Here is a 2,099-nt window from a genome sequence, read left to right as displayed (position 1 = left end):
CGAGCAGCGGGCGGTGGCCCGCGCGGCGCTGGGCGCGCAGAACCTGGCCACCCAGGCGCTGCACGAGAGCGAGGCCCGGTTCCGCGCGGTCTTCGAGGGCGCCGCCACCGGTATCTGGATCGCCGGGCCCGACTCGACGATCCTCCAGGTCAACGGGGCCATGACCCGCATGTTCGGGGGCAGCGACAAGGCCCTGCTGGGGCGCCGCTTCACCGAACTGACGCATCCGGAGGACGGCGCCCAGACCTGGCGGCTGCACGACGAACTGGTCAGCGGCGTCCGCGAGCACTACCGCGTCGAGAAGGCCTTCACCCGCCCCGACGGCACCGTGCTGTGGACCAACCTCACCGTCTCCCTGCTCCGCGACGCCGACGGCCGCCCCCAGTACCAGCTCGCGCTGATGGAGGACACCACCGAGCGGCGGCTGCTCAACCTCCGGCTGCGCTACGAGGCCACCCACGACGCCCTCACCGGACTGCCCAACCGGGTCCTGTTCTTCGAGCGGCTGGAGAAGGCCGTGGCCGCGGGGGAGGGGCAGCGCTTCGGTTTGTGCTACCTCGACCTCGACGGTTTCAAGACGGTCAACGACAGCCTCGGCCACCAGGCCGGTGACCGGCTGCTGGTCGAGGTCGCCGACCGCCTCCAGGCGTGCGCCACCGCGCCGGGCGAGATGGTGGCCCGGCTCGGCGGTGACGAGTTCGTCGCCCTGACCACCGGGACCGACACCCGCAGGGGCGTGGACGACCTCGCCGAGCGGATCATGAACGCGCTCTCCACGCCGGTGCGCATCGACGGCCGGGAACTGACCGTGCGCGGCTCCATCGGCATCGTCGAGGGCCCGGCCGGTGAGCGGGGCGCGGCCGAGGTGCTGCGCAGCGCCGACATCACCATGTACCGGGCCAAGTCGGCGGGCGGCAACCGCTTCGAGTTCGCCGATCCCGAGGCCGACGCCCGCGCCATCCACCGGCACCGCCTCACCACCGCGCTGCCGGCCGCCCTGGACAACGGCGAGTTCTTCATCGAGTACCAGCCCCTGGTGCGTCTCCAGGACGGCAGCGTCGGCGGCGCGGAGGCCCTGGTGCGGTGGCTGCACCCGCAGCAGGGCGTGGTCGGACCGGACCGTTTCATCCCGCTCGCCGAGCGGACCGGGCTGATCGTGCCGCTGGGCCGGTGGGTGCTGGAGCAGGCCGTCCGGCAGGCCCGCGAGTGGAACGGCGCCCTGCGCGTCAACGTCAACCTCTCGCCGTGCCAGCTGGCCGACCCCGGGCTGGTCCGGGACACCGAGCGGATCCTCGAGGACGCCGGACTGGCGCCCGAGGCGCTCTGCCTGGAGATCACCGAGTCGGCGCTGGTCGGCGCGGAGGACGAGGTCCTGCGTCCGCTGCGGACCCTGTGCGACATGGGCGTGGACATAGCCCTGGACGACTTCGGCACCGGCTACTCCAACCTGGCAGGACTGCGGAGACTGCCGGTGAGCGTGCTCAAGCTGGACCGTTCCTTCACCCGCGGCATCCGCACCTCACCGGCCGACCCGGTGGACGTCAAGATCGTCGAGGGGGTCGTGCGGCTGGCGAGGACGCTCGGGCTCTCGGTCACCGTCGAAGGCGTGGAGACGGCCGCCCAGGCCGAACGGCTGCGCCAGCTCGGCTGCGACACCGCGCAGGGCTGGTACTACGCGCGTCCGGGCCCGCCCGAGAGCCTGCACGACCTCACCCTGGCCGACGCCTGCTGACCGGGCGGGGACGGCGCCCGCTGCGTGACGCGCGTATCGGGCGCACCCTGGAAGAAGGACATCCAGGAGGTGAGACACCATGCTGCACACCGCAGTGGGATGGCACGTCGAACTGGAATTCAAGGAGGACGACACCCGCACCCGGGCCGCCGCCCTGGTGCGGCTACCCGACGGCAGTGAGGTCCGCGGTCACGGGCACGCCAGCCGTCACGACTCCGACGCCAACCAGCCGAGGGTCGGCGAGGAGGTCGCCGGGGCCAGGGCGCTGAACGACATCGCCCTGCAGCTGCTGGACAAGGCCCACCGCGAGATCGACGCGGCGGCGGGCCGCCCGTCCCACCCGATCTCCGTCTGACCGCCCCACGCG

Annotated in this window: 2 protein-coding genes; both read left to right on the top strand. The window is 72.7% G+C overall.

Features of this window, described 5'->3' with window-relative positions; genetic code table 11:
* Positions 1-1,732, top strand: a 1,732-nt coding sequence (locus HW445_RS28305; RefSeq protein ID WP_180223702.1) for a bifunctional diguanylate cyclase/phosphodiesterase, incomplete at its 5' end; no start/stop codon positions are given.
* 79 nt (positions 1,733-1,811) lie between these two features.
* Complete coding sequence (locus HW445_RS28300; RefSeq protein ID WP_180223701.1) at positions 1,812-2,087, top strand: DUF1876 domain-containing protein; 276 nt, start codon at positions 1,812-1,814, stop codon at positions 2,085-2,087.
* Positions 2,088-2,099: the final 12 nt, after the last annotated feature.

This window comes from Streptomyces sp. UH6 (genome assembly GCF_013421635.1).
Taxonomy (GTDB): Bacteria; Actinomycetota; Actinomycetes; order Streptomycetales; family Streptomycetaceae; genus Streptomyces; species Streptomyces abyssomicinicus.
Note: the sequence above shows the minus strand (reverse complement) of the source record. Positions and strands in the feature narration are given on the sequence as shown.

Bases quoted from the DNA above. Each gene is read 5' to 3' on its own strand.
- HW445_RS28300 (WP_180223701.1), top strand. From the start codon at position 1,812: ATGCTGCACACCGCAGTGGGATGGCACGTCGAACTGGAATTCAAGGAG.